The 20,547-nt window shown below is 60.9% G+C and carries 20 protein-coding genes and 2 tRNA genes; 11 read left to right on the top strand and 11 right to left on the bottom strand.

All coding sequences use genetic code 11. The annotated features are described in order from the left end of the window. Positions 1-18: 18 nt before the first annotated feature. Positions 19-93 (bottom strand) — tRNA-Asn (locus G6N78_RS15555). Positions 94-232: 139 nt separating this feature from the next. Here G6N78_RS15555 and G6N78_RS15550 point away from each other — a divergent pair. Next, positions 233-514 (top strand): hypothetical protein, encoded by a 282-nt coding sequence (locus tag G6N78_RS15550; RefSeq protein WP_165220022.1) that lies wholly within the window; start codon positions 233-235, stop codon positions 512-514. Between the two features lie 20 nt (positions 515-534). On the opposite strand, the gene G6N78_RS15545 is transcribed toward G6N78_RS15550, so the two are convergent. Further along, a complete protein-coding gene (locus G6N78_RS15545; RefSeq protein WP_165220020.1) occupies positions 535-1,176 on the bottom strand; it encodes an exopolysaccharide biosynthesis protein in 642 nt (213 codons plus the stop codon). A 239-nt stretch (positions 1,177-1,415) separates the two neighbouring features. On the opposite strand from G6N78_RS15545, the gene G6N78_RS15540 reads away from it, so the two are divergent. Beyond that, positions 1,416-1,880, top strand: coding sequence for a hypothetical protein (locus tag G6N78_RS15540; RefSeq protein WP_165220018.1), 465 nt, complete (start codon positions 1,416-1,418; stop codon positions 1,878-1,880). 61 nt (positions 1,881-1,941) lie between these two features. On the opposite strand, the gene G6N78_RS15535 is transcribed toward G6N78_RS15540, so the two are convergent. From G6N78_RS15535 to dctP, 6 genes are all read right to left on the bottom strand, one after another. Continuing rightward, a complete protein-coding gene (locus tag G6N78_RS15535) occupies positions 1,942-2,508 on the bottom strand; it encodes a hypothetical protein (protein ID WP_165220016.1) in 567 nt (188 codons plus the stop codon). Positions 2,509-2,763: 255 nt separating this feature from the next. Beyond that, positions 2,764-2,837 (bottom strand) — tRNA-Cys (locus G6N78_RS15530). A 139-nt stretch (positions 2,838-2,976) separates the two neighbouring features. Continuing rightward, positions 2,977-3,936 (bottom strand): dihydrodipicolinate synthase family protein, encoded by a 960-nt coding sequence (locus G6N78_RS15525; protein WP_165220014.1) that lies wholly within the window; start codon positions 3,934-3,936, stop codon positions 2,977-2,979. A 21-nt stretch (positions 3,937-3,957) separates the two neighbouring features. Further along, complete coding sequence (locus G6N78_RS15520; RefSeq protein WP_165220012.1) at positions 3,958-5,253, bottom strand: TRAP transporter large permease; 1,296 nt, start codon at positions 5,251-5,253, stop codon at positions 3,958-3,960. Further along, the gene (locus G6N78_RS15515; protein WP_165220010.1) at positions 5,250-5,741 is read right to left on the bottom strand and encodes a TRAP transporter small permease; all 492 of its coding nucleotides are present in this window, start codon (positions 5,739-5,741) and stop codon (positions 5,250-5,252) included. The genes G6N78_RS15520 and G6N78_RS15515 overlap by 4 nt, the downstream gene beginning before the upstream one ends. Positions 5,742-5,814: 73 nt before the next feature. Continuing rightward, positions 5,815-6,822 (bottom strand): TRAP transporter substrate-binding protein DctP, encoded by a 1,008-nt coding sequence (gene dctP, locus G6N78_RS15510; protein ID WP_165220008.1) that lies wholly within the window; start codon positions 6,820-6,822, stop codon positions 5,815-5,817. 175 nt (positions 6,823-6,997) lie between these two features. On the opposite strand from dctP, the gene G6N78_RS15505 reads away from it, so the two are divergent. Further along, entirely contained in the window at positions 6,998-7,774 is a 777-nt protein-coding gene (locus tag G6N78_RS15505; protein ID WP_234905815.1) for a GntR family transcriptional regulator, read from the top strand. A 97-nt stretch (positions 7,775-7,871) separates the two neighbouring features. On the opposite strand, the gene G6N78_RS15500 is transcribed toward G6N78_RS15505, so the two are convergent. Beyond that, positions 7,872-8,066 carry a hypothetical protein gene (locus G6N78_RS15500; RefSeq protein WP_165220006.1) on the bottom strand — a complete coding sequence of 65 codons (195 nt, stop codon included), beginning with the start codon at positions 8,064-8,066 and terminating at the stop codon, positions 7,872-7,874. 201 nt (positions 8,067-8,267) lie between these two features. Here G6N78_RS15500 and G6N78_RS15495 point away from each other — a divergent pair, with 201 nt between their 5' ends. The 6 genes from G6N78_RS15495 (at position 8,268) to exoR (ending at position 16,072) form a co-directional block, all read left to right on the top strand. Continuing rightward, positions 8,268-8,921 carry a protein-L-isoaspartate O-methyltransferase family protein gene (locus G6N78_RS15495; RefSeq protein ID WP_206531577.1) on the top strand — a complete coding sequence of 218 codons (654 nt, stop codon included), beginning with the start codon at positions 8,268-8,270 and terminating at the stop codon, positions 8,919-8,921. A gap of 194 nt (positions 8,922-9,115) precedes the next feature. Then, entirely contained in the window at positions 9,116-10,081 is a 966-nt protein-coding gene (locus G6N78_RS15490) for a PopZ family protein (RefSeq protein WP_165220004.1), read from the top strand. Positions 10,082-10,197: 116 nt separating this feature from the next. Beyond that, complete coding sequence (locus tag G6N78_RS15485) at positions 10,198-13,113, top strand: valine--tRNA ligase (RefSeq protein WP_165220002.1); 2,916 nt, start codon at positions 10,198-10,200, stop codon at positions 13,111-13,113. A gap of 354 nt (positions 13,114-13,467) precedes the next feature. Beyond that, positions 13,468-14,715 carry an OmpP1/FadL family transporter gene (locus G6N78_RS15480; protein WP_165219992.1) on the top strand — a complete coding sequence of 416 codons (1,248 nt, stop codon included), beginning with the start codon at positions 13,468-13,470 and terminating at the stop codon, positions 14,713-14,715. A gap of 224 nt (positions 14,716-14,939) precedes the next feature. After that, on the top strand, positions 14,940-15,272 hold the full coding sequence (locus tag G6N78_RS15475; protein WP_165219990.1) for a hypothetical protein: 333 nt from the start codon (positions 14,940-14,942) through the stop codon (positions 15,270-15,272). A 32-nt stretch (positions 15,273-15,304) separates the two neighbouring features. Then, a complete protein-coding gene (gene exoR / locus G6N78_RS15470; RefSeq protein WP_206531655.1) occupies positions 15,305-16,072 on the top strand; it encodes an exopolysaccharide production regulator ExoR in 768 nt (255 codons plus the stop codon). A gap of 52 nt (positions 16,073-16,124) precedes the next feature. On the opposite strand, the gene xth is transcribed toward exoR, so the two are convergent. Then, on the bottom strand, positions 16,125-16,910 hold the full coding sequence (xth, locus tag G6N78_RS15465) for an exodeoxyribonuclease III (RefSeq protein ID WP_165219986.1): 786 nt from the start codon (positions 16,908-16,910) through the stop codon (positions 16,125-16,127). 85 nt (positions 16,911-16,995) lie between these two features. After that, positions 16,996-17,328, bottom strand: a complete 333-nt coding sequence (gene erpA, locus G6N78_RS15460) for an iron-sulfur cluster insertion protein ErpA (RefSeq protein ID WP_165219984.1) — start codon at positions 17,326-17,328, stop codon at positions 16,996-16,998. Between the two features lie 146 nt (positions 17,329-17,474). Between erpA and G6N78_RS15455 the strand changes: the two genes are divergently transcribed. Both G6N78_RS15455 and argS read left to right on the top strand, forming a co-directional pair. After that, complete coding sequence (locus G6N78_RS15455; protein ID WP_165219982.1) at positions 17,475-18,692, top strand: deoxyguanosinetriphosphate triphosphohydrolase; 1,218 nt, start codon at positions 17,475-17,477, stop codon at positions 18,690-18,692. A gap of 65 nt (positions 18,693-18,757) precedes the next feature. Then, positions 18,758-20,515, top strand: a complete 1,758-nt coding sequence (argS, locus tag G6N78_RS15450; RefSeq protein WP_165219980.1) for an arginine--tRNA ligase — start codon at positions 18,758-18,760, stop codon at positions 20,513-20,515. The last annotated feature ends 32 nt before the right edge of the window (positions 20,516-20,547 follow it).

Raw genomic sequence — 20,547 nt, 5'->3', positions numbered from 1 at the left:
CGATGAGGCTGAAGAATTTGGCTCCCCGGGCCGGATTCGAACCGGCGACCTGTCGATTAACAGTCGAATGCTCTACCGCTGAGCTACCAGGGAACACCGCTCGCCGCGGCGTGAGCGGGGTAATACTCAGGACGGTTCGATTTGCCAAGCGCTTTTTTCAAAAAAATTGCGCGCGCTTGTCTTATCCACATGCCCATCCCATCTGGAGCAGGAGTTTTGATGGGAAAAAGATTTGGACCAGAAGGCTAAAATCCGCCGCTTCGGCATTGATCCGGCCACCGGCCGTCTTCATCTCGGAATCATCGAAACGCCGCTGCCACGCTCGAAAACCGGGCGCATCATTATCGGCACGGGGCTGGTCGGCGGGGGCGTCTTGGGATTCCTGCCGATCCTCGGCTTCTGGATGGTGCCGGTGGGGCTTCTCGTCCTGTCGCAGGATCTGAACTTCGTCCGACGCGGTCGTCGCCGCATCACCTTGTGGTGGGCCCGCCGGCGCCAGAGCCGGCGAGAGTAGCGCCAAAGGCCGGTCTGCGGTCAGCCGAAGATCGATGCCAGTCCCTGGCCGGCGCTCACCGCGAGAAAGGCAAGGACGGCAAAATAGATCACCGTGATCACCAGGAACAGATAACCGGCCAGCACCACCAGACCGTCACGCTGGATCATGCCGGTGGCGAGAAGCAGAATCGCGACCGCTGGCAGCGTGTTGGAAAAGGGCACCAGCCCCAGCGGAAACATCAACAGCACGCCACCGGCGGTAATGCCGAGCGCATTCACCCGGTTCATCGTGCTCGAAGCGGTCAGCCCGCTCATGCGCGGCTTCAGCAGACGGTCGATCCGGGTGACGATCCCGACGCCCTTCTCCAGCGCCGGCACCAGTTTTGCCGTGTCGAGCCGCCGGTCCAGGATTTTTTTCGGCAGCCAGGGCAACCGGTTCAGGAAAATCGCGATGCCCACCAGAATGATCGCGGCGCCGAACACGGTGCTGACGCCGGGAATGGAGACCGGGATCAGGAAGGGCAGGGAGGCGAGCGCACAGATCAGAAGCAGGCCCTGCTCGCCGACGGCATCCATCAGTTCGCGCAGCGTGACGGTTTCACCCGTAATGCCATCGATCATGCCCCTCAGCGTTTCGCTCAAGGGTTTCGATGTATCTTTGAACTCATAAGCCTGCTGCAATCTGCCTCTCCGCCGTCAGGTGGCTCTGCCACGTGGATGATGGCTGAGCTTTATCAGCGATTTCAGCAGTGTTGAAGGCAAGAGGCAAGCTGCACGCAGTCTGCGCGTTTCCGGCTATGCCTCGATCGCCTGACCTTCAGTGCGTCTTGATCCACCAATCGACCGCCCCGCAGGCCAGCACGGCGGCAAGGATTGCCAAGACGTAAGGGTTCAGTTCTGTGAGAAAGCTCAGGTAGTGCATGGCGGTTCTCCTCCAACCGGTCTGCTCTGGCCAATGTCGCCGCTCCCCGCAGCAGACAGGCGCAGTTTATCACGGCCCCTGGCGAACACCCAATGAAAACGTGACCGCGGGCGATTTCCCCGGAAACACCTGCACGGTTAAGGATACTGGAAGTTTATTGCGCAACCGAATGTATATATCCGTGAAATGTGGTAAGAGACTTCAGGTTCGAGGTGAGGGACTTATGAACAACCTGTGCAAGATTACAGTCCGTGACGATTTCGACCATGATCTGGAACAGCAAAATGCGTCGCTCCAGATGATGTTGGACTGGAAAAACGATAACGCGCCGGAATTCTGTTCGACGCTGCGCCTCTACCTGTCGGCCCGGCGCTTCCTCAGGCATATGCAGACGATGCGGCTGCTTCTGCTGCCGTTGGCCACCAGCCTGACCACGCAGAACATGATTCTGTTTTTGGCGTAGCCTCGCCCTTCAGGTCCCGAACTTGACCAATCGCATGCGCGCTGAGCCCAAGAGGTGATGTCTATGGAAGACGACTCTTCCTTAGACGCGGTGGCAGAAAGGGCTTATCTGGCAATGAGACAGGTTGACCCTGCCTTTTTGCGATCAGGTAAAACGTGACATCAGCAGCGATCATTCCGAGCTCTGCGCAATCACAACCGATTTCGTAGAGCTCGCGCTTATCTATGTCGTCCTCGTAGACCTTGATCTGTGCCTTTGCCGAAGAGGTTCTGACCCGTAAGCTCTCTTGGCCTGTCTGGCCGCCGTAGCTTGTTGATCCGTGAACATAGTAGTTTCGGTGTTCAATCAACCGGCAGAGGCCATTAGACAGCAGCGTGACGGTTTCTTCGAGCTCGGGGGCAACGTTATCTGACGCAGATGCTTTTAGGGCGAGGTAGAGTGTCGAACCGTGCAATTCGTTTGTGAGCGCTGCGATGCCTGGCGGCCTGCCGCAGAGCTGGCATAGAAGTTCCCGGCATATTGCTTCGAAGTTGTTCCAGTTGATTATTATCCTCCCCAGGAGTTCTTCAACACTCGTCTCTTCCAGCGATATGGCCCGGCGTACCGGTCGGCTGTCATCGTTCGCCATCTCCATCCTCCTATTGCTTGGCAGCTTAAGGATGCACGGCGGCAACTAAGAGTCGAGTTATTGCGGAGCGTGAGCGGCTTCTCGAATAAAAAAACTGACGCGGCATGTTGCATTCCATGTCGCACGGATTCGCCGGGGGTGGCTGGGAACCCTTGTAAATCAAGGGAAACAGGTTGCAACAAGAATGCGACATGGAAAGGCATATCGCCTTCCCGCGAAGAGGTATAACTCTTTGAACCAATTGATGGTATCGGTTGGAGGCCTCGCCCGGAATTGAACCGGGGTACAAGGATTTGCAGTCCTCTGCGTCACCACTCCGCCACGAGGCCAACCGAGATGTGTAAGTGCGTGTGGTGACGGCGCATTTAGAATGGATCTCGAAACTGTGCAAGCCCCTTCGTCCGCGCCGTCACTCTTTTTTCGTGGATGGGGCAGAGGGCGGTGACGGCCCTCTGCCCTTCTCCTTGATCAGGCGGCCATGGTCCGGGTGGTCGCGGCGATCTTGCGGCGGAACAGCTCCGTGCCTTGGGTGATGTGGTCCAGCACCGCCTCCGTGCCCCAGTAACGCTCGTGGATGTCGAAGGGGATGGCGCGGCTGCTGGTGCCGGAAAAGGTGCCGAGGCGGCGGTGGAAGAGTTTTGCGAGCTTGGGATAGCCCATCGGCTCGGTCTGCGCCGAGAGGACGAGGAAGGTCGAAAGTTCGGCGGCAAGCTCGGGATGGTCGGCGCCGTGGTCCTGCAGCCAGCGATAGAGATCCGGGTGGAAATTGTTCATCACGCCGCAGAAACCGGCTTTCGTCACCTGCATGGCCGGATAGGCGATGGCGGCATGCGCATTGCAGATCTTCAGCGGCGAGCCGTCCACCAGGGCCGTACGGCGCTTGATGGTGTCGAGATCGCAGGAAACGTCCTTGCTGAGGACGAATCGTCCGGACTGGGCGCAGAACGCCATCTCGTCGTCGCTGAGCAGCCGGCGGTAGGGCGCCGGGCACTCGTAGAGGCCGAGCGGCATGTCGTGTGGCAGGGCCGAGAGCAGCCGGTCAAGGGTGGCCCGTACCGTGGCGGAAGGTTCGCCATCGGCGGCCAGGCGGTTGGTAACGAGGATCACCGCATCCGCGCCGGTGTCTGCGACGGCCGTCAATTCGGTGATCTGGTCCTCGATCGAATCGGACACATGGCCGGAGGAGACGACGGGAATGCGTCCGGCCACCTGACGGACGGTGAAGCGGGAGAGTTCCACCCGCTCCTCAAGCGACAGGAAACGCATTTCGGATGACTGGCAGACGGCAAAAAGCGCCTCGGAGCCGTTGTCGATGTACCATTCGATGAGCGCCTCATAACCGGCCCAGTCGATCGTGCCATCCTCCTTGAACGGCGTGATCATGACGGGGATGATGCCCGTGATCGGTGCTGACGAGGGATTTTTCATGCAGGTCTCCATAACCATGGGTCAGCCGGCGTAGCCGAACAGGCGCGGCAGCCAGAGGACGATTTCGGGAAAGACGATCATCAACACCAGGGCGAAGATCAGCGCGACGAGGAAACCCCAGATTTCGCGGATGATTTCGCCGAGCGGAATGCGCGCGGTGGCGTTGATGACAAACAGAAGGATGCCGTAGGGCGGCGTGATGAGCCCGAGCATGGTGTTGACCACGGCGACGACCCCGAAATGGATGAGATCGATGCCGAGTTCTCGGCATGCGGGCAGAAACAGAGGCAGGATCACCAGGATGATCGTCGTCGCATCCAGCACGCAGCCGAGCAGAAGCAGCAGGACGTTGATGCCGAGGAGGAAGGTCAGCGGCGACACGTTGAGACCGGACAGGGACTGCGCGATCTGCACGCCGATGTTTTCCGAGGCGACGATATAGTTCAGCACCAGCGCGCCGGCGATGACGAGGCCAACCGCCGCCGAGGGGCGGGCGCTCTCGACGAGGATCTGATAGAAGGCCTTGAGCGACAAGGACCGGTAGACGACGGTCGAGAGAAACAGCGCGTAGGCAGCGGCAATGGCTGCGGCTTCCGTCGGCGTCGTCACGCCGCCATAGATGCCGTACAGCAGGATGGCCGGCATCAGCAGCACGGGAAAGGCCTGGACGGTGACACGCGGGATTTCCCGCAGGGGGATGTCGCTTTCGGGCGGCAGACCACGGCGGCGGGCATAGAGCGCGTTCATTGCCATCAGCACCACGCCCATCACCAGGCCGGGGACGATGCCGCCCAAGAACAGGAAGCCGATGGAGGTATTCGACACCAGCGCGTAAAGCACCATCGGGATCGACGGCGGGATGATCGGGCCGATCGTGGCGGAGGCGGCTGTCAGCGCGGCGGCATAGCCGCGCGAATAGTGACCGCTCTTGACCATCATGTCGATGACGATGCGCCCGACGCCGGCGGCATCGGCGACGGCCGAGCCGGACATGCCGGAAAAGATGAGCGACGAGACGATGTTGACGTGACCGAGGCCGCCGCGGAACCGCCCGACGGTCGCGACGCAGAATTTCAGGAGCCGTTCGGACACGGTGCCGGCATTCATGATATTGGCGGCGACGATGAACAGCGGCACGGCCAAGAGTACGAAACTGTCGTACATGCCGGACACCATCTGCTCACCGGCGAGTGCCAGATCCTGGCCCTTGACGCCGAGATAGATCAGGGAGCCGGCGATGATGGCATAGGCGATCGGTGCGCCGATCGCGGCCAGAAGCAGGATCGACAACAGGCAGAGGGAGAGAGCAAGGCTCATGCGTCCGCTCCTTCATCCTCGTCCAAACCCCGGCGCAGCAGGGTCACCGTGCGCCACAGGCAGCCGACGATGACGGCGGCGAGGAAGATCATGTAGACCGAGAAGATGTCGCGCATGGGAATGCGCAAGGTGGCGCTGCGCTTGATGCGCAGGAAATCGATCCAGTCCCAGGTCGGCAGGAAGGACCAGAGAAGAAGGGCCGCAATGGCGAGCGACGAGACGATCGCCATCAGGCGACGCGGGCCCTTCGGCACGGCCAGGTAGAGAAGATCAAAGGTGATGTGGTCCGTGCGGCGCACGATGAAGGCGCCGCCGAAGAACACGATCCAGACCCACAGGAGCAGGCAGAGTTCCAAGGTCCAGCCGAAGGGCGAGTTCATCGCGTAACGGGAAAAGATCTGCAGCAGGAAGGTCGCAAACAGCGCCAGCATCAGCAAGGCGCCGATCGCGTCCGCGCCCCTGCGCAGCCAGGTAAGAATGACGGTCATCAATGATCTCCGGTCCTGATTTCCCGCGCGCGAAAGGGAAAGCGCGCGGGATGTGTTTGGCGCGGGCGAAGCGTCAGGCGCCGAGCGCGTTGATCTTGTCGACCAGACCCTTCGGCCAGGCGGCCGCGAGATCGCTGCTCAGGAAGGCTTTCTGGACATGCGACCGGAAGGCGGCGAGGTCCGGCTCATAGACGTCCAGGCCCTTGCCCTTCAGGAAGGCCACCAGCTCGTCTTCCTTCTTCAGCTGGTTCTGCCGGCCGAAGTCCGCGGTATCGTCGGCCGCCTTCTGAAGGGCTGCCTGCTGCTCAGCGCCGAGCTTGTCGAAGACCTTCTTGGACATGGCGAGGTAGTTGAGGTCCACCAGATGCGAGGTCATGCAGACCTGTTTGGTAACTTCGTAGAACTTCGCATCCACCACCGTCGGCAGGGGATTGTCCTGCGCATCGATCGCGCCCGTCTGCAGGCCGGTATAGATTTCGGTGAACGCCATCGGCACCGGATTGGCCCCCAGCGCCCGGCCGAGGAACTGCCAGGCATCGGTGCCCGGCATGCGCAGCGTGACGCCCTTCAGGTCTTCCGGCTTCATGACGGTCAGTTCGGATTTCGGCTTTCGCAGGTTGAGCTGCCGGCGGCCGAGATACATGACGCTGAGCAGCTTCACGCCGAGTTCGTCTTCAACCTTCTTCTTGAAGGGGTCCATCAGCGGATCCTGGAAGACCTTGACCTGGTGCGCCGCGCTCTGGTGCACGTAACCGGCGGCAAAGATCGAGAATTCCGGCATGAAGACGGCGAGTTCCTGCGCCGAGGTGATCGCCATTTCGAGGTTGCCGCGGGCGATGGCCTCCAGTTCCGAGCCCTGCTTGAAGAGGGTCGCGTTCCAGTGCGGTTCGAAGGTCGCGAAGGACGAGACCGCAGGGCCGAACTTCTGAACGAGCGCGACGGCGCGCTGGTCGGTGTCGGAGGCCGGCGTGGACAGGCGCAGCGTCACCTTGTCAGTGGCTTGGCTTCGTCCGGCGAACGGCAGAGTTGCCGCGGCCGCCGTCAGCGACAGCATCGTCCGGCGGGTCAAATGTGTGGTCATGACTTCCTCCCAAAGAGTTGACCGGCGTGGTCAGTGATCGACCCGCCGCTTCCGAAATGTCTGAGGAGCGACGTGCATTTCCTCCGGCAACGTCAGTCCGCGGTGGAGGATAACCAGATTTCTCGTCGTGACAAGTGGGTAACATGTTAGTAGTATGTCAGCGAATGAGGTGACCATGGCGAACGACCCGACTGCCCGGCCTGAAAATTTGTCTCCTGGCTCGCGCTCTGATGGCTCGACGGGCGACGCCACACTCGCCAGTGCGGGGCGGGGCGTCGGCTGGGATGCGCCTGCCATGCCCTTGCGGCAAGCGGCCTACGAAAAGATCGAAGCCTATCTCAATGAGGGCGAGCTCATTCCGGGGCAGGTGGTCTCGCAGCGTGAACTGGTGGAACGGACGGGCCTGACGCTGGGTGCGATCCGCGAGGCGATTCCGCGCCTTGAGGCAGAAGGACTGCTGCAGACCCTGCCGAAGCGTGGCCTCATCGTGCCGAGCCTCGATGTGTCTTTCGTGCGCGAAGCCTACCAGTTGCGGGTGATGATCGAGATGACGGCCTGTCCGATTGCGGTGCGCTCGATCCCGAAACAGAAGGTCGAAGGCTGGATTGCCGAGCATGAAGAGGCGGCCCGCAAGCTGTCGGTCGATGCCGACGCGCAGGTGGCGGTCGAATTCCAGAAGCTGGACTGGGCTCTGCACGATGAGATCGTCGCTGCGCTCGGCAACCGGCTGATCGAGAATGTTTACCGTGTCACGGCGATCAAGACGCGGATGGCGGTTCAACGCCATATCAAGGTCACGCCCGCCAATGCCGAACGGGTGATCCGCGAACACCTGGTCTTTCTGACGGCAATGCGCGACGGGCGGTTGGAAGAGGCGGTCGAAGGGCTGCGCATCCATGTGACGAATTCGCAGACGCTGGCGCTGGGCGGCACCCTGGATAGCGCCTCGTGATTGATAGTCGGACGAAGATCGGACCGGACAACGAATCGACCGCCCGGAGCGGGTGCGCCGGACGGTCGAGACGATGAAACCGAATGGGTTGCTGCTCTTAAGCAGCGCCCGCCGGGTCGCCGATCGGCAGAAGCGCCGGGTTCAGCGGCGGATCATTCGGGTTCTTGGTATCGGCAGGATCCTGCGCTGGTGTCAGCGGCGGCTTTTCCTGCACGCGGTCCGGAACGCCGGGGGCGGGTGTCGGTCCGCGCGGCGTTTCGACCGGGTTGTCTTCCGGAATAGTCGTCGGCATCGAAGCCTCCCTTCGGTGTGTGTCGATCGTGGGGTTCGAATGCCAACTCCGAACGCCCGGGCTTTGTTCCGTTCGATTTCGTGGGGGCAGGGCACGATTCCCGCACCCGGCGGATGCTGCGGTCTTGAAAGCTTGGACCGTCACCAGTAATACGGACGCCAGATAGACCCTTTGACAGACGCTTTGACGGGGCGAATACCAATGATCGATTACGAAGCAGCACGCATCAAGATGGTGGACAATCAGGTGCGCACCACCGATGTCACCTCCCACTCCGTGCTACGCGCTTTCCTGACCGTGCCGCGCGAAGCCTTCGTGCCGGAAAACATGAAGAGCCTGGCCTATATCGACAATGATATCCAGGTCTCGCCCGGCCGCTACATCATGGAAGCCTCGCCGCTGGCAAAGCTGCTGCAGCTGGCCGCTATCACCAAGAACGATCTCGTTCTCGAAATCGGCTGTTCCACCGGCTATGCGACCGCACTGCTGTCGGAAGTGGCAAGTGCCGTCGTCGCCGTGGAAAGCGATGCGGATCTCGCCGCCAAGGCGACCGCAACGCTTTCCAGCCTCGGCTGCGACAACGCGGTTATCGTGACCGGCCAGATGGAAGAGGGGCATGCCGCCGAAGCGCCCTATGACGTGATCTTCATCAACGGTGCCGTCGAAGAGGTTCCGGACGCGCTGTTCGGCCAGCTCCGGGATGGTGGACGCCTGGTGACCGTCGTCGGGTATGGCAACGCCTCCACCGCCCGCATGTACCTCAAGGAACATGGCGTGGTTTCGGAAAGCGTCTATTTCAACACCAGCGTCCGGCCGCTGCCGGGCTTCCGCAAGGCTGCGGAATTCGTGTTCTGACCATCAGGGGCGGCTGCGGAGCCGCCCTTTTCATATGCGCCTTCTCCTCCGCCAGCTGACAAAGCTGTGCATCCGGCAAGCCATCGTGGTGGATGCAATTGTGATGTGCCCCATGCATCGCGTACACTGATTCCCGATTCGGCCGTCCGGGACCATACGGACTGAGGCGGCTCCAAGGCAGATCGGGGATGAATATGGCTCAGCCAAGTGTCGCGCGTGAACCCTCCATGGAAGAGATTCTGGCGTCCATCCGTCGGATCATTGAGAGCAATGACCCGATCACCGAGAGCATGAGCGCGCGTGCCTCCAGCGAGGTCGAGTTCGAGGAGGAGGAGGACACCTTTGTCTTGAGCGACGAGGTGGACAATCCTTTCCTTTCTCAGGTTCCCGCCAATGATCCGGGTTCTCCGATAATGTCTGATGCACCGCCCCTTCGCCCGACACATGAACCGGTTCAGGCGCCGCGTGTCGAAGCGCCGGCGCCCGAAGAGAAGACCCTGTCGCTCGCTGATGTCGCCGCGCGTGTGCGCGCTGCGGCTGGTCGCGTTCCGGAACCGGTGGCGCAGCGCCAGGCCGCTCCGGCTTCGGCGCCAGCCCCGCAGGCGCCGGCGGTTGCACCGCGCCAGCGTCTTGTCTCGGTCGATACCCCTGTTCCGGCGCGTATGCAGGAGTTCAGCCCGGTTCTGCGGGAACTGCATGAGATGCAGGCCGATCAAATGGCATCGGAACAGCGCCGCGAGGAGCCTGCGCTGCAGAGCGACGAGCTTCATCGGGGGGCGGACATCGAACAGGCCCCGGCCTATGCTTCCGAGACGAGCCGATCCGATACGAGCATGCCACAGACAATGAGACCAGAGACAAGCAGAGCAGAGACCCTGCCGAGCCTGCGTATGACCGAGACGGCGGAACCGAAAACGCTTCCGGAAAAGATCGAGGAAGCCGCTTCCCTGATTTCCCAGGAAGCCGGTGAACAGGTTGCCCGCTCGTTCAAGCAGCTCGCCGACATCTTCAACGGCATCGAGCGCCAGTCGATGGAGGACATGGCCCGCGAAATGCTGAAGCCGATGCTGCGCGAATGGCTGGACGACAACCTGCCGACGCTGGTCGAGCGCATGGTGCGCGAAGAAATCGAACGGGTGGCGCGCGGCCCGCGCCGTTGAGCGGATCCCGTCCCGCTTTCCGAAGGGCCGCTTTCCGGAGCGGCCTTTTTTATTGACTCGCATTTGCCAGTCCTATTTACAGCCAAGCAACGCGAACTCGAAATTCTGGTCGGAAAATGCTCGAAAAAACCTACGATTCCGCCGCCGTCGAACCCAAGATCGCAGCCGCCTGGGATGAGGCCGATGCCTTCCGCGCCGGCGCGAATGCCAAGCCCGACGCCGAAACCTTCACCATCGTCATCCCGCCGCCGAACGTGACCGGTTCGCTGCACATGGGCCATGCGCTGAACAACACCTTGCAGGACATCATGATCCGCTTCGAGCGCATGCGCGGCAAGGATGTGCTGTGGCAGCCGGGCATGGACCATGCCGGCATTGCCACGCAGATGGTCGTCGAGCGCAAGCTGGCGGAAAGCCAGCAGCCGGGCCGCCGCGAACTCGGCCGCGACGCCTTCATCGACAAGGTCTGGGAATGGAAGGCCGAATCCGGTGGTCTGATCTTCAACCAGCTGAAAAGGCTCGGCGCCTCCTGTGACTGGTCGCGCGAGCGCTTCACCATGGACGAGGGCCTCTCCAAGGCGGTGCTCGAAGTCTTCGTGACGCTCTACAAGCAGGGTCTGATCTACCGCGGCAAGCGCCTGGTCAACTGGGATCCGCATTTCGAGACGGCGATCTCCGATATCGAGGTCGAGAACCGCGAAGCGGACGGCCACATGTGGCACTTCAAGTATCCGCTCGCCGGCGGCGAGACCTACACCTATGTGGAAAAGGATGCCGACGGCAACATCGTGCTGCAGGAGGAGCGCAATTACATCTCGATTGCCACCACCCGTCCCGAGACGATGCTGGGTGACGGTGCGGTTGCCGTCCATCCGTCGGATGAACGTTATGCTGCAATCGTTGGAAAACTCTGTGAAATCCCGGTCGGCCCGAAGGAACATCGCCGTCTGATCCCGATCATCACCGACGAATATCCGGATCCGACCTTCGGCTCGGGTGCCGTGAAGATCACTGGTGCCCATGACTTCAATGACTATCAGGTCGCCAAGCGCAACAACATTCCGCTCTACCGGCTGATGGACACCCAGGCGCGGCTGCGCAGCGATGGCGAACCCTATGCCCGTTGTGCTGAACTGGCGCTGGAGATTACCCGCTCCGGAGACCTTCCGACCGAAGCCGAGGTGGATGATATCAACCTCGTTCCGGAAGAGTATCGCGGCCTCGATCGTTATGAGGCCCGTAAGCGCATCGTCGCCGCCATCAATGCCGAAGGCCTTGCCGTCACCGTGAAGGATGCCGAAGGCAACGACGTGCCTTACGTCGAGAACAAGAAGATCATGCAGCCCTTCGGTGACCGCTCGAACGTCGTCATCGAGCCGATGTTGACCGACCAGTGGTTTGTCGATGCCAAGACGCTGGCCGAGCCGGCCATGGCCTCCGTCCGCGAAGGTCGCACCAATTTTGTGCCGAAGAACTGGGACAAGACTTATTTCGAATGGATGGAGAACATCCAGCCCTGGTGCATTTCGCGCCAGTTGTGGTGGGGCCACCAGATTCCGGCCTGGTACGGCCCGGACGGCCAGGTCTTCGTCGAAAAGACCGAGGAAGAGGCGCTCGATGCCGCCGTCCAGCATTATCTCGCCCATGAAGGCCCATGGAAGGCCTGGGTGCAGGAGAAGCTCGAAAACTTCGAGCCGGGCTCCATCCTGACCCGCGACGAAGACGTGCTCGATACGTGGTTCTCGTCGGCGCTCTGGCCCTTCTCGACGCTCGGCTGGCCGGACCAGACGCCGGAACTGGCACGCTATTATCCGACGAATGTGCTCGTCACCGGCTTCGACATCATCTTCTTCTGGGTCGCCCGCATGATGATGATGGGCCTGCACTTCATGAAGGACGAGGCCGGCAATCCGGTCGAACCGTTCAGCACCGTTTATGTCCACGCGCTGGTCCGCGACAAGAACGGCCAGAAGATGTCGAAGTCGAAGGGCAATGTCATCGACCCGCTCGACCTGATCGAGGAATACGGCGCCGATGCGCTGCGCTTCACGCTTGCCATCATGGCGGCGCAGGGGCGTGACGTGAAGCTCGACCCGGCCCGCATCGCCGGCTACCGCAATTTTGGTACCAAGCTCTGGAATGCCACGCGCTTTGCCGAAATGAACGGCGTCAAGCGCGACCCGCATTTCCTGCCGGAAGCAACGGTCCTCAACGTCAACCGGTGGATCCTGACGGAACTTTCCGCGACGATCACGGATGTGACCGCGGCGATCCAGAGCCAGCGCTTCAACGATGCGGCCGCAAGCCTCTACCGTTTCGTCTGGAACCAGGTCTGCGACTGGTATCTCGAACTCTTGAAGCCGATCTTCTCCGGCGAGGACGAGGCCGCAAAGACGGAAGCCCAGGCTTGCGTCGCCTACGTGCTGGAAGAGACCTACAAGCTCCTCCATCCCTTCATGCCGTTCATGACGGAGGAATTGTGGGCGCATACCGCAAGCCGCGACAGCCTGCTCTGCCACGCGGACTGGCCGGTGGCCATATTTGCCGATGAGGCGGCAGCCGCCGAAATCAACTGGCTGGTGGATCTCGTCACTGGCCTGCGCTCCGCCCGCTCCGAAATGAACGTTCCGCCGTCGGCCAAGGCGCCGCTGATCGTGGTCGGGGCCACGGCTTTGACTGAGGGCCGCCTGCAGCGTCACGATGCGGCGATCAAGCGTCTGGCGCGGGTTGAGACCATTGAACTTGCCGAGACTGCACCGCGCGGGGCAGCCCAGGTGGTGGTGGGCGAGGCGACCGCATGCCTGCCGCTCGGCAGCCTGATCGATCTGGTCGCCGAGCGCGCCCGCATCGAGAAGTCCCATGCGAAGACGCAGGCCGAGATCGATCGGGCGGAAAAGAAGCTCGGAAACGAGAAGTTCGTCGCCAATGCCGATCCGGAAGTGGTGGCCGCCGAACGCGAGCGACTGGCGGAATTGCTGGTGCTGCGGGCAAGTTTGGAGACGGCGCTAAGACGGATCGACGAGGCCGGCTGAATCGGCCAGCCTTTCCACCATAAGGCCCCGTAGATTCGCCGTCTGCGGGGCTTTTTGTGTTTGACCAACGAGCCACCCCGCTCAAGGGCCTCGAATAAGGCAGAAATAAGCGTTTAGGACGCTTGTTGCTTTTTTGCAACATTTGCTCGTCCGCGGGAATTTTATTTTTCATATAAGCAGAATCAAAAGAGAAATAAGCAAATTATTTCCTGTCGTCTGAAATGTGTGGGGTTGGTTGGGAAGCTTACGTAAATCTTCGGTCTCCTTGCCGCAGTGCAGTATTTTCGAGAGAGATTGTCATTTGATTCTGCACAGTTAACCTGTGGCAGGCACTTACCTGGGAGTGGGAGAATTATGGTAAGAATTACGATTACGCGGGGACTGCTGGCCACGGCAGCACTCTGCGCACTTCACACCTCCGCATCGGCGGGCGGCCTCGAGCGCGGCGGTTACAACATCGACCTTCTCTTCGATCCGTCACCGGTGGCAGCGGAAACCTCGGGCACCTATGTTGCGCCGCAGCGCAAATTGAAGAACGTTCAGGATATCAACCGCGCAAACGGTCTCGGTTCTGACGGCCGCAACGGCGGCACGACAACGGCCGACGACTCGGAAGACTACTGGGTTCCGCGTATCGGCGTGAAGGCCGGTTTCGGCGACAGCGTCGATTGCATGGCGGATTATTCCCAGCCATGGGGCGCGCACACCAAGCCGGGCGCCAACTGGCGCGGCGCCAACGAAAATATAGAAACCAAGGTGGAGAGCGATAACTACGCCGTCACCTGCTCCTACAAGTTCGATATGGGTCCTGGCCAGTTGCGCCTGATCGGCGGTGGCTTCTATCAGGTCGTCAGCGGTTTCAAGGAACGTCTGGTCGTTCCGCCAACCGGGTTGGGCAACGGTATCGGCCGCCTGAATCTGGAAGACAGCGGTTGGGGCTGGCGTGCCGGTCTCGCCTATGAAATTCCCGAATATGCGTTCCGCGCCAGCCTCGTCTATAACAGCGAAGTGAAACTCGACAGCATCACGGGAACGCTGGATCTGACACAGGTTCCCCGTGCGCTGACGCCGGTGGGCGGCCGCGTTTACAACGTCTTCGGCTCTCAGGACATGCCGGATACGGTCGAGCTCAAGGTTCAGACCGGCGTCGCACCGGGCTGGCTGGTGTTCGGCTCGGTCAAGTGGGTGGACTGGAGCCAGCTTTCGACCATCCCGTTCTGCGTTGTCGGCACGACCTCCAACTGCACGTCGCGCAACCAGATCACCTCGCTGGACCTCGGTTATCGTGACGGCTGGACGATCAGCGGCGGTGTCGGCCACAAGTTCAACGATCAGTGGAGCGGTGCGCTGAGCCTCGCCTGGGATCGTGGCACGAGCCAGGGCTATGGCACGCAGACCGATACCTGGACGGTTGGGGCGGCTGTGTCCTACTCCCCAACCCAGAATATCGAACTGCGCCTTGCCGGCGCTCTCGGTATCCTGACGGGCGGTTCATCCGGCCCCGTCACGATCGACGGCATCAGCTACGGGAATGATACGCGTTACGATTTCGAAGATGATCTCGTGGCAGCCGTTTCCACGTCGCTGAAGGTCAAGTTCTGATCCAGCGCGACTGACAGTCTAGGTAGGCCCGGTTCTAGCAGCCGGGCCTTTTTCTATGCAGCGAACTGGACGGCCTCGCGTCGTGACGAATCTGCAACAGTTTTTTTGCACATTCGCGCCTATCGTTGCTGCGGAAGGTTTTGTCTACTTCCCGCCACAAACGAGGCGCAGCGAAGGAGGCATCAAAATGTGCGGACCTGCGGGGGCGGGGCGCTTGACGGGTAATGATGGGCGAATTCTCTTTTGAAATGGCAGGGATGGCTGCGGTCGATACAGACGTATTGTATCGACGAGAGTCTACCTCCTGTATCGGGGACAGGGGTCGCAGTATTGCCGAAAACGCAGCCTACAGTCGTCTTGCCTGGCGATCAGCCGCACGGTTGACGGTTTGGTCAGACATTGTCCGTTTTACTGGTTCGGTTGAGAATAGCGTGTTCGGAGTACAAAGGATGACCCGTCATCAAAACTGCAATGGCTTCCTGACCGAAGCCGATGGAACGTCGATGGACCGCCTCTTCTCCCGTACTCTAAACACCGGCATGGTTAAGGAAATCTGAACATGCCGAACTTATCCTTGCCCGGCGTCGGCATGCTTGCCTTCGGCTTCCTGATGGGATTGCTGCCCGCGCAGCCCTGTTTTTCCTTCGACATCAATTCCGGCGTCAGCAAGGAATCGGGTCCTTTCGATCTCTTCAAATTCGGCTTCAAGGCCTACAAGAACGGCCAGAAGCAGGATGCCGTTGAAGCCTATCGTTATGCGGCCGAAAAGGGACATACCGGCTCGCGTTGGGCGCTGGCCAACATGTATGCCGATGGCGATGGCGTGGCGCAGAATGATCTTGAAGCCTTCAAGATCTACAACGAAATCGCAAGCCAGGGCGTCGAGCCGGGTTCCGAGGATACGGGCTTTTTCGTCAATGCGCTTCTGGCTCTGGCGGACTATTACCGACATGGTATTCCGGGAACGCCGGTGAAGGTGGATCTGGCCCAGGCGCGCCAGATTTACTTCCAGGTGGCCTCCACCTTCGGCGTTGCCGAGGCGCAGTTCCAGCTTGCCCGCATGATGATGACTGGCGAGGGCGGAACCCCGAATGTGCAGCAGGCGAAGAAGTGGCTGAACCAGGCCCGCAAGGCCGGTCATCCGGGCGCCATGGCGATCTTCGGCAATGTGCTCTTCCAGGAGGGGCAGACGGTGCGCGGGCTTGCCTTCCTCACCGCGGCGCTTGACCGCTGCAGCAAGCGGGATTGCCCCTGGATGGAAGAGATGCAGGAAAATGCCTTTGCGCTGTCCAGCGAAGGTGACCGCCGTAGCGCCGTCGCGCTCGCGCAGCAGTTTGCCGCCGGCGCAACCGAATAGGCGCCCGCGAAAGGCTCGGAAGCCCGGTTATGATGGTCCTCCAGCCTTGGCCTCAGAAGGAAAAGTATCCGACCACCGGCACGTGATCCGACGGCTTTTCCCAGGCCCGCACGTGTTTTTCGATGCTGGTCGAGGTGAGCCGGTCGGCGGCTTCCGGCGACAGCAGCAGATGATCGATGCGGATGCCGTTGTTCTTCTGCCAGGCACCGGCCTGATAATCCCAGAACGTATAGAGCTTCGTCTGGTCGGTTGTCGCGCGCACAGCATCCGTCAGCCCGAGTTGTTCGAGCCTCCGGAAGGCGGCGCGTGTCTGCGGCAGAAACAGCGCGTCCGTTTCCCACGCCCGCGGATCGAAGCAGTCATGCGGCTCGGGAATGACATTGTAGTCCCCGGCCAGAATCAGCGGTTCTTCCAGGCTGAGCAGTGCCTCGGCATGCAGGCGCAGCCGCTCCATCCAGGCGAGCTTGTAGGGATATTTCACCGGATCGTCCGACGGATTGCCGTTCGGCAGATAGATGGACGCGACCCGGATAACGCCGGAGCCTACCGAAAAGACCGCCTCGATATACCGCGACTGTTCGTCGCTCTCATCGCCCGGCAGGCCGCGCATCACCTCGTCCGGTTTGGTCTTGGACAGGATGGCGACGCCGTTGAAACCCTTCTGGCCATGGGTCTCGACATGATAGCCGAGCGCCTCGATCTCCAGGCGCGGAAACCCCTCATCGACGGACTTGATCTCCTGGAGGCAGACGATGTCCGGTGCGGAATCGCTCAGCCACTGGCGGAGATTGTCGATGCGCGCCTTGACGCCGTTGATGTTCCAGGTGGCAATCTTCATGAAAAAGGGATCCTCGATGCGGATCCCTTTTTATCGCATGGGCCGCCCTTGGGAAGCCCCGCGCCGGCTTGAAATGCCGCTTTCCTCAGATGGAAAAGCTGGTGCCGCAGCCGCAGCTTGCCACCGCATTCGGGTTCTTGATCTGGAAGGACTGGCCGAGCAGGTTATCGACGAAGTCGATTTCGGAACCCGTCATGTAGACCAGCGACAGGCTGTCGATCAGCACCTTCGCATCACCTTTGGCGATCACCAGATCGTCGTCCGCAGGCGCCTCGACCAGATCGAACTTGTAGGAAAAGCCGGAACAGCCTCCGCCTTCGACGGAGACGCGAAGAGCCTGTTTGGAGGCGTCGGCGCTGACGATTTCTGCGATCCGCTTGGCGGCCGCGTCGGAAAGGGTAACGGGATGTTCGCTCATTTTCTTGCCCTTCTGCCGGGGTCAAGGCCCGGAGATTGCCGTGATCGGCTTTGCGCTGTCACGCTCTATAGGTATGAAGGGTGAAATCAAGCGTCAATGGTGCTTCGCAAAGCTTGAGGCATCTCCATGGGAATGCAGGGGTTCGGATGTCGATCGATACACGCAGTCTGGGTTTTGGCTCCGGAGAGCGGGCCGTTTACGCCGCCGATCCCTGGGCGACCCGCGGGCGGCTGGTACCGGAAGGCTCCTCGCTCACCCGCTCCGAATTCCAGCGTGACCGCGACCGCATCGTCCACACCACGGCCTTCCGGCGGCTGAAACACAAGACGCAGGTCTTCATCGGCGTCGATGGCGATCATTACCGCACGCGCCTCACCCACACGATCGAGGTGGCGCAGATTGCCCGTGCACTGGCGCGCGCCCTGAAGCTCGACGAGGATCTGGCCGAAGGTGTGGCGCTCGTTCATGATTTCGGCCACACGCCCTTCGGCCACACGGGGGAAGACGCCCTGCATGAGTGCCTGCAGCCCTATGGCGGCTTCGATCACAATGCCCAGTCGCTGCGGATTGTTACCAAGCTGGAGCGTCGTTACGCCGAATTCGACGGGATCAACCTGACCTGGGAAAGCCTCGAGGGGCTCGTCAAGCACAATGGCCCGCTGGTGGACGCAAACGGCGTTGGCACGCGTGGCCCCGTGCCGCAGCCGATCCTCGATTATTGCGAGCTGAACGACCTGGAACTGTCGAGCTTTGCCAGCCTCGAAGCACAGGTGGCAGCGATCGCCGACGATATTGCCTACAACACCCACGATATCGATGACGGCCTGCGGTCCGGCTATCTCACCTTCGAGATGCTGGAAGATGTGCCGTTCCTGTCGGCCATGATGCGCGAAGTGCGCGCAAAATATCCGGAGCTGGAGCCGGCCCGTTTCGCCAACGAGATCATGCGACGGCAGATCACCCATATGGTCGAAGACGTGATCAGCGTGGCGCAGGACCGCCTGTCGGCGCTGAAGCCTGAGAGCGCCGCCGATGTCCGCCAGGCGGACCATGTCATCGCCACCTTCTCCCCCGAGATGATGGAGACCGACCGCGCCATCAAGAAACTCTTGTTTTCGCGCATCTATCGCCACCCGGACATCATGGAGATCCGGGCAGGGGCAGCGCACATCGTGACTGACCTCTTCCAGGCTTACATGGCAGACCCGAGCCAGATGCAGAGCCACTACTGGGTGAGCCACATTGCGGGGTTGAGCGAGGCAGCGAAGGCGCGCCACGTGGGCGATTATCTGGCCGGCATGACCGATACCTATGCGCTGAAGGCGCATCGCCGGATGTTTGACCATACCCCGGATTTGGGCTAGGCACCCCACCAAACGAACCTCGACGGGTGGTCACGTCAGCCCACCCGCATGCTGGGATGCAGCACATGAACCTATTTGCCGAATTCGAAGTCCGCGTCAAAGCCGCTCTGGAAGCGATCGATATCGTGAAGGAAAAGCGCGACAGCGTCGATTTCAGCCGCGTGACCATCGAACCGCCGCGTGATTCGAGCCATGGCGACGTCGCAACCAATGCGGCCATGGTGCTGGCCAAGCCGCTGGGCACCAATCCACGGGCGCTGGCCGACATCATTGCCGAAAAGCTGAAGGAAGACGCAGACGTCGTCGAGGTGACGGTCGCCGGTCCGGGCTTCATCAACATCCGCCTGTCGCTCGCCTACTGGCAGACCCTGCTTGCCGGCATGATCCGGGCCGGGACCGATTACGGTCGCTCCACGACGGGCGAAGGCAAGAAGGTCAATGTCGAATTCGTCTCGGCCAACCCAACCGGCCCCATGCATGTCGGCCATTGCCGTGGCGCCGTGGTGGGCGATGCTCTGGCAAACCTCATGGGCTTTGCCGGCTATGAGGTGACCAAGGAATATTACATCAACGATGCCGGTTCGCAGATCGATGTTCTGGCGCGTTCGTGTTTCCTGCGCTACCGCGAGGCTCTTGGCGAAGAAGTCGGAGAGATCCCGGCCGGTCTCTATCCGGGTGACTATCTGGTGCCGGTCGGTCAGGCGCTCGCCAAGGAGTTCGGCACACGCCTCCATAACATGCCGGCGGAGGACTGGATGCCGCTCGTCAAGGATCGCGCGATTGACGCGATGATGGCGATGATCCGCGAGGATCTGGCGGCGCTGAACGTCCACCACGACATTTTCTATTCCGAGCGCACGCTGCATGCAGACGGCGGTGCGCCGATCCGTCAGGCGATCAACGATCTGACCTTCAAGGGCCATGTCTATCGCGGCACCCTGCCGCCACCGAAGGGACAGCTGCCGGAGGATTGGGAAGACCGGGAGCAGACGCTGTTCCGCTCCACGGATGTCGGCGATGACATCGACCGGCCGCTGATCAAGTCGGACGGCAGCTACACCTATTTCGCCGCCGACGTCGCCTATTTCAAGGACAAGTTCGATCGCGGCTACGACGAGATGATCTATGTGCTCGGCGCCGATCATGGCGGATACGTCAAGCGCCTGGAGGCTGTCGCCCGCGCCGTTTCCGGCGGGTCCGCCAAGCTGACCGTGCTGCTTTGCCAACTCGTCAAGCTTTACCGCAACGGCGAGCCGGTCAAGATGTCGAAGCGGTCCGGCGACTTCGTCACCTTGCGCGAGGTGGTTGAAGAAGTGGGATCCGATTCGGTCCGCTTCATGATGCTCTACCGCAAGAACTCCGAGCCTCTGGATTTCGACTTCGCCAAAGTCACCGAACAGTCCAAGGACAATCCGGTCTTCTACGTGCAGTATGCGCATGCCCGGTGCATGTCGGTGTTCCGCCAGGCGGCGGAAGCGTTTCCGGATGTCGATTTCGAATCACTTGATCTTTCCGAGGCGGTTTCGGAGATCACTGACGCTGCCGAAATGCAGCTGGTTGCCAAACTGGCCGAATATCCGCGCCTGATTGAGGCTGCGGCACAGTCGCAGGAGCCCCATCGGCTTGCTTTTTACCTTTATGATCTGGCAAGCTCCTTCCATGCGCATTGGAATAAGGGCAAAGATAATCCCGACTTACGGTTTGTTAAGGATAACGACCGAAAATCCAGCATCGCCAGACTTGGACTGGTGCGCGCTGTAGCGTCTGTTCTGAAATCTGGTCTTGCCATTACCGGCACGACCGCTCCGGACGAGATGCGATAAGCACGCCACCATTTCCCCACAAAGCGCTGGCA

Source organism: Allorhizobium pseudoryzae (assembly GCF_011046245.1).
GTDB lineage: Bacteria > Pseudomonadota > Alphaproteobacteria > Rhizobiales > Rhizobiaceae > Neorhizobium > Neorhizobium pseudoryzae.
This window is presented reverse-complemented; position numbering and strand designations above follow the sequence as displayed.

Bases quoted from the DNA above. Each gene is read 5' to 3' on its own strand.
- xth (WP_165219986.1), bottom strand. From the start codon at position 16,910: ATGAAGATTGCCACCTGGAACATCAACGGCGTCAAGGCGCGCATCGAC.
- dctP (WP_165220008.1), bottom strand. From the start codon at position 6,822: ATGACCACACATTTGACCCGCCGGACGATGCTGTCGCTGACGGCGGCC.
- G6N78_RS15540 (WP_165220018.1), top strand. From the start codon at position 1,416: ATGGCGGTTCTCCTCCAACCGGTCTGCTCTGGCCAATGTCGCCGCTCC.
- G6N78_RS15455 (WP_165219982.1), top strand. From the start codon at position 17,475: ATGTCGATCGATACACGCAGTCTGGGTTTTGGCTCCGGAGAGCGGGCC.
- argS (WP_165219980.1), top strand. From the start codon at position 18,758: ATGAACCTATTTGCCGAATTCGAAGTCCGCGTCAAAGCCGCTCTGGAA.
- G6N78_RS15535 (WP_165220016.1), bottom strand. From the start codon at position 2,508: ATGGCGAACGATGACAGCCGACCGGTACGCCGGGCCATATCGCTGGAA.
- G6N78_RS15475 (WP_165219990.1), top strand. From the start codon at position 14,940: ATGATGGGCGAATTCTCTTTTGAAATGGCAGGGATGGCTGCGGTCGAT.
- G6N78_RS15500 (WP_165220006.1), bottom strand. From the start codon at position 8,066: ATGCCGACGACTATTCCGGAAGACAACCCGGTCGAAACGCCGCGCGGA.
- exoR (WP_206531655.1), top strand. From the start codon at position 15,305: ATGCTTGCCTTCGGCTTCCTGATGGGATTGCTGCCCGCGCAGCCCTGT.
- G6N78_RS15490 (WP_165220004.1), top strand. From the start codon at position 9,116: ATGGCTCAGCCAAGTGTCGCGCGTGAACCCTCCATGGAAGAGATTCTG.
- erpA (WP_165219984.1), bottom strand. From the start codon at position 17,328: ATGAGCGAACATCCCGTTACCCTTTCCGACGCGGCCGCCAAGCGGATC.
- G6N78_RS15525 (WP_165220014.1), bottom strand. From the start codon at position 3,936: ATGAAAAATCCCTCGTCAGCACCGATCACGGGCATCATCCCCGTCATG.
- G6N78_RS15515 (WP_165220010.1), bottom strand. From the start codon at position 5,741: ATGACCGTCATTCTTACCTGGCTGCGCAGGGGCGCGGACGCGATCGGC.
- G6N78_RS15480 (WP_165219992.1), top strand. From the start codon at position 13,468: ATGGTAAGAATTACGATTACGCGGGGACTGCTGGCCACGGCAGCACTC.
- G6N78_RS15505 (WP_234905815.1), top strand. From the start codon at position 6,998: ATGGCGAACGACCCGACTGCCCGGCCTGAAAATTTGTCTCCTGGCTCG.
- G6N78_RS15520 (WP_165220012.1), bottom strand. From the start codon at position 5,253: ATGAGCCTTGCTCTCTCCCTCTGCCTGTTGTCGATCCTGCTTCTGGCC.
- G6N78_RS15485 (WP_165220002.1), top strand. From the start codon at position 10,198: ATGCTCGAAAAAACCTACGATTCCGCCGCCGTCGAACCCAAGATCGCA.
- G6N78_RS15495 (WP_206531577.1), top strand. From the start codon at position 8,268: ATGATCGATTACGAAGCAGCACGCATCAAGATGGTGGACAATCAGGTG.